The organism is Streptomyces sp. NPDC001985, from assembly GCF_040296845.1.
In the GTDB taxonomy this organism is placed as follows: Bacteria; Actinomycetota; Actinomycetes; order Streptomycetales; family Streptomycetaceae; genus Streptomyces.
The window spans coordinates 1-4,270 of record NZ_JBEOYB010000166.1; the positions used below are offsets into that span (position 1 = coordinate 1).

Annotated in this window: 3 protein-coding genes; 2 read left to right on the forward strand and 1 reads right to left on the reverse strand. The window is 74.0% G+C overall.

Annotated elements, in window-relative coordinates:
* Positions 1 to 168: 168 nt before the first annotated feature.
* A complete protein-coding gene (locus ABT122_RS33300) occupies positions 169 to 2,547 on the reverse strand; it encodes an MMPL family transporter (protein ID WP_351559889.1) in 2,379 nt (792 codons plus the stop codon).
* A 556-nt stretch (positions 2,548 to 3,103) separates the two neighbouring features.
* Between ABT122_RS33300 and ABT122_RS33305 the strand changes: the two genes are divergently transcribed.
* Positions 3,104 to 3,781 (forward strand): TetR/AcrR family transcriptional regulator, encoded by a 678-nt coding sequence (locus ABT122_RS33305; protein ID WP_502976244.1) that lies wholly within the window; start codon positions 3,104 to 3,106, stop codon positions 3,779 to 3,781.
* 117 nt (positions 3,782 to 3,898) lie between these two features.
* Positions 3,899 to 4,222, forward strand: coding sequence for a heavy-metal-associated domain-containing protein (locus tag ABT122_RS33310; RefSeq protein ID WP_351559891.1), 324 nt, complete (start codon positions 3,899 to 3,901; stop codon positions 4,220 to 4,222).
* The last annotated feature ends 48 nt before the right edge of the window (positions 4,223 to 4,270 follow it).

The window sequence follows — 4,270 nt, forward strand, 5'->3', positions numbered from 1 at the left end:
TCGGGGTCGGGGGTCCCCTTGCGGGTGGGGTCCCCAACCGGGCGGGTTACCAGGGGCGGGGGGTTCTTTGCCCGCTTACCCCCCCCCCCGGGGGCCCCCCCCCCCCCGGGGGGGGGGGGGACCGCGCACGACGGGCCCGGCCGGTGCCGGCCGGCCGGTACCGGAGGGTCAGACCCCGGCCCGGTCCCTCGCGCCGGACTCCGCAGCCGACTCCGCACCCGGCCTCGCCCCGGACGCCCCGCCGGCGGAGGGTTCCGGCTCCCGGCCGCCGGAGACGGGGTCCCCGCCCCACCGGGCGGGCGGGGCGGGCGCCTCGCCCTCGCTCAGTCCGAACCGCTCGTGGAAGCGGCGCAGGGGACCGGGGGCCCACCACGTCCTGGGACCCATCAGCTTCATCACCGAGGGCACCAGCAGACCGCGCACCACCATCGCGTCCATCAGCACGGCCAGCGCGATGCCGAGCCCGAGCATCTTGGTGTTGGTCACCCGGGAGGTGCCGATGGCGACCATCACCACCGCGAGGATCACCGCCGCCGCCGTGATCAGACCGCCGGTGCGCTGGAGACCGAACCGGACGGCGTGGTCGTGGTCGTGCGTGCGGTCGTACTCCTCCTTGATCCGGGAGAGCAGGAAGACTCCGTAGTCCATCGAGAGGCCGAAGGCGATGCAGAACATCAGCACCGGCAGATTGGTCTCGATGTCCCCGGTGGGGGTGAAGCCCAGCAGCCCGGAGAGATTGCCGTCCTGGAAGACCCAGACCATGGCGCCGAACATGGCCGTGAGGCTGAGAGCGTTGAGCACCACCGCCTGGAGCGGTATCAGCACACTGCCGGTGAGCAGGAAGACCAGCAGCAGGGTCGTCACCACGATGAGGGCCAGAGCCTGGGGCAGCCGGTCCGCTATCGCCGACTTGGAGTCCTCCAGGGCCGCGGCCCGCCCGGTCACCGAGGTGTCGAAGGGCGCCGGCACCTCCCGCACCTGGTGCACCAGCCGCTGGGCCCCCTCGCCCACGGCCTCGCCGTCCGGCTGCACCGTGAAGTACGCCGAGGCGCCCGAGGCGCCGGCGACGGGGCCGTCGACCCTCAGCACCCCCGGGAGGTCCGCTATGCGCTCGCGGTAGCGCTCCTGGGCGGCGGTGTCCATCGGGGCGGACCCCTTCCGCTCGGCGAGCACCTCGATGGCGCCGTCGGGGCTGCCGGGGAAGCCCTCACGGATCTGCTGCTGGACCACATGGGACTCGGCGGTCGACGGGAGCTGCCGGTCGTCCGGCGTACCGAACTTCACCCCCAGGAAGGGCAGCCCGAGGAGGAGCAGGGCGGCGATGGTGGTGAAGGCAGCCAGCGGGGCCCTGCGCATCACCAGATCCGCGAACCGCCCCCATCCCGCGCCGCTCTCCGCCGCGCCGGCGGAGGGCTTGCCGCTCCGGCTCCGGCGGCGCCGGAACACCCGCCGCAGATCCAGGGCGTTGACCCGGTGGCCCAGCAGCATCAGCGCGGCCGGGAGCAGGATGAGCGCGGCGGCGGCGGCCAGGATCACCACCGCGATCCCCGCATAGGCGAAGGAGCGCAGGAAGTACATCGGGAAGACCAGCATCGCGGCCAGCGACACGGCCACCGTGAGGGCGGAGAACAGCACCGTGCGCCCGGCGGTGCGCAGGGTGGTGCCCACCGCGTCCCGCACCTCGGCGCCGGACTCCAGCTCCTCGCGGAATCTGCGCACGATGAACAGGGCGTAGTCGATGGCGAGTCCGAGGCCGAGCGCGGTGGTGAGGTTCATGGCGAAGACGGAGACCTCGGCGAACTCCGTGAGGCCGCGCAGCACCGCGTTGGTCCCCAGGATGGCGACGATGCCGACGCCCAGCGGGAGCACCGCCGCGACGGCGCTCCCGAAGACCATGATCAACAGGATCAGGGTCACCGGCAGGGCGATGATCTCCGCCCAGAGCAGGTCCTCCATGATGATGGTGGTCATCTCGTGCTCCACGGCGACGGGGCCGCCGATCGAGACCTCCACCGGGCCGTGTGTGCCCCGGAACTCGGGGGCTATCCGCTCCAGCACCTCGTGCGCCGTCTTCTCGTCGCCCAGGACGCGGGCCGCGATCAGCGCCTGCCGGCCGTCCTCCGCGCGCAGCGCGGGGGTCGGGGTCGCCCAGTAGGAACCGACACCGGTGACGCCCTCCTCGGCGGCCAGGCGCTCGGCCAGCCGGCGGCCCTCGGCGGCGACCTCGGGGCTGTCCACCGCGGGCCGCCCGCCGCCCGCGCCGGACGGCTCGCCCGAGCCCTCAGCGCCCGTGTCCACCAGCAGCAGCAGATTCGGCTGCGACGCGGGGAACTCCCTTTCGAGCGCCTCGGTCGCATAGGTCGACTCGGCGGCGGGGTCCTCCCAGCCGCCGCTGCCCATGCGGTCGGCCACTCCGCTGCCCGCGAACACGGCGAGCGCGGTCAGCACGAGAGCGATGAGGAGCGAGAGCCTCGGGCGCGCGGTGACCAGCCGGGTCCATCGCCCGGCGCGGGGCGGGGCCTCGGGCGGGCCGTTGACTTCGGACATGGTGCGGTGTCCCCTTCACCGTGGCCCATGACGCGCTCGGGCAGCATGGGTCGGCCATTGCCATAGAATTCGGCAAACACGAGCGATCGCTCGCATTAACCCAGAATGCGAGCGACCACTCGCGTTTGTCAACCGCGCCAGGAAGCTGGGGATTTCAGTGCCGGAGCCGACAGAACCGGAGCACCCGACCCACTCGGGCCCGTCCACCGAGCCGGGCCCGGCCGGCCGCCCGGAAGCCGCGAACAGCCCGGAAGCGGCCCACCGGAAGGCCGAGGCCGGCCGGGATGGAGCCCCCGGGGAAGCCGAGGCCGGCCGGGAACGAGCCCCCCGGAAGGCCGAGGCCGGCCGGGGAGCCCCGAGCGGTCCGGAGGCCGCGCGTGGAGGAGGCGCCGCGGCCGGGGACCCGGCCGCCCGGGAGCCGGCCTCCCGCGCCCGCAAGCCACCGGCGGCCACCGACCCCCCCAAGACCTCCGGGAGAGCCCCCTCGGAGGCACCGGGGGCCGACGGGCCGGCACCGGCCAGACCCCGGCGCCGCCAGGCGCGCGGCGAGCGCCGGATCGCCCAGCTGCTCTCCGCCGCCGCCAGCGTCTTCACCACCACCGGCTACACCGCCGCCAGCACCAACGCCATCGCCCGCGAGGCGGGCGTCTCCCCCGGCACGCTCTACCAGTTCTTCCCGAACAAGGAGGCGATCGCCATCGAGCTGGGCGGCCGGCTCCTGGAGCAGTGGCGCGAGTCCCACGGCACGGCGCTCCTCGCCACCAACCTCGATCTGCCGCTGGACGAACTGCTGGACTCGGTGCTCGATCCGCTCTTCGCCTTCAACTACGAGAACCCCGCCTTCGCGGCGCTGATCCACGGCCCCGACACGCCCGGCCAGATCACCGAGGAGTTCCACGCCATTCACGAGGGGCTGATCACGCGCATCGAGGGCATCCTCGGCGACTACCTCCCCGGCACCCCGCCCGCCGAGCTGAGCCGCGTCGCGAACATCACCTTCACCCTCTTCAAGGCCGGTCTCGACCTGGCCCTGGCCCACGAGGGCGAGGAACGGCAGGGGTATGTCAGGGAGATCAAGACGGTGATGTTCCGCTATCTGGAGCCGCTCTTCCCGGAGCACGCGACGGGCGGCTGCGCGGCCGCCGCGGCAGCCGCCGCGGACCGTGCCGCGACCCCGGCCGCCACCCCCGCCCCGGCCCCCGCCGCGACCGGCCCGGACACCGAGAGCCCTTGATACCCCCTAGGGGTATTGTATAGTCAGTGCCACAGGGCCCCGGCGCTCCCGGGCGCCCCTGGCACGCCACCCGTGCGCCGCCATGAGCGCACGCCACCGCCCCGCGAGGAGATCGACATGACCGCGAAGACCGAGATCGAGATCACCGAGAACGCCGACGCCCCCGCCTCCGGCTGCTGCGGCGGCAGCTCCTGCGGCTCCGGCGCGACCGAGGCCGCGGCGGCGGGCGTCACCACCGTCTACGAGGTCTCCGGGATGACCTGCGGCCACTGCGAGGGCGCGATCTCGGCCGAGGTCTCCGGCATCGCGGGCGTCACCTCGGTGACCGCCGTCGCCGCGACCGGCCGGGTGACCGTGGTCTCCGAGGCGCCGCTGGACGAGGAGGCCGTGCGCGCGGCCGTGGACGAGGCCGGATACGAACTGGTCGGCCTGGCCGGCTGACCGCCCGCCACGGCACCACCCCGCCGGGCCGTGCCCGACCGGTTCACC

Bases quoted from the DNA above. Each gene is read 5' to 3' on its own strand.
- ABT122_RS33310 (WP_351559891.1), top strand. From the start codon at position 3,899: ATGACCGCGAAGACCGAGATCGAGATCACCGAGAACGCCGACGCCCCC.
- ABT122_RS33300 (WP_351559889.1), bottom strand. From the start codon at position 2,547: ATGTCCGAAGTCAACGGCCCGCCCGAGGCCCCGCCCCGCGCCGGGCGA.